Here is a 622-nt window from a genome sequence, read left to right on the forward strand (position 1 = left end):
GCAAAGTTCTCACGTGACAGCTGCATCTGTGCCACGACGCGATCGGAAGCCATGCTACGCAACTTCTCCAGGGAGGTTCGCAACGTGTCCGGATCGGCTGCCATGGCAACATCCAATACCAGATCGGAAGGTGGATTAATGGCCATCGATTCCCGTTCCATCCTGTTTCATTGCATGCACCCTACCTTCCCAAACTTACGGGAGGCTTGAGCCTTGCGTCTTCAGATTGCATGTCTGCCAAGCAGATGTCCCATATATTCGTCCGTTTCGTCTGCGACTTCTGTGCGCGATATTTCCTTCGCCAAATCACGAAGTCGACTATCCAGCGTATCGAGCGTTCGCGACGTTTTCAGCAGGTTCCGTTTGGCTTCGACCATCTGTTCCGACAACTGGGCCTGAAGTGACTTGTTGGCTTCAAGGCGCTTCATAATAATATGAACAGGAACAAACGCTGTTGTATCCACGGCAAAACGATCTTCCTGCATCCTAAAGAGAGCGTTATTCTCCTCCTGGATCGCAGCTTGTTTTGTGTTGAGGCGTGACAGCTCCAGCTCATGGCGTGCTTTGGCGAGCCTTTGCAGCCTGATCAATCCGAGATAGGATGTCCGGGACGCGTCATTCG

Annotated in this window: 1 protein-coding gene; it reads right to left on the reverse strand. The window is 52.3% G+C overall.

The window, feature by feature from the left end; translation table 11 throughout:
* Positions 1–221: 221 nt before the first annotated feature.
* Positions 222–622: hypothetical protein (locus ACXJ5O_RS29145; RefSeq protein WP_457302938.1), on the reverse strand; the 401-nt coding region annotated here is incomplete at its 5' end.

The organism is Phyllobacterium sp. P5_D12 (assembly GCF_054049495.1).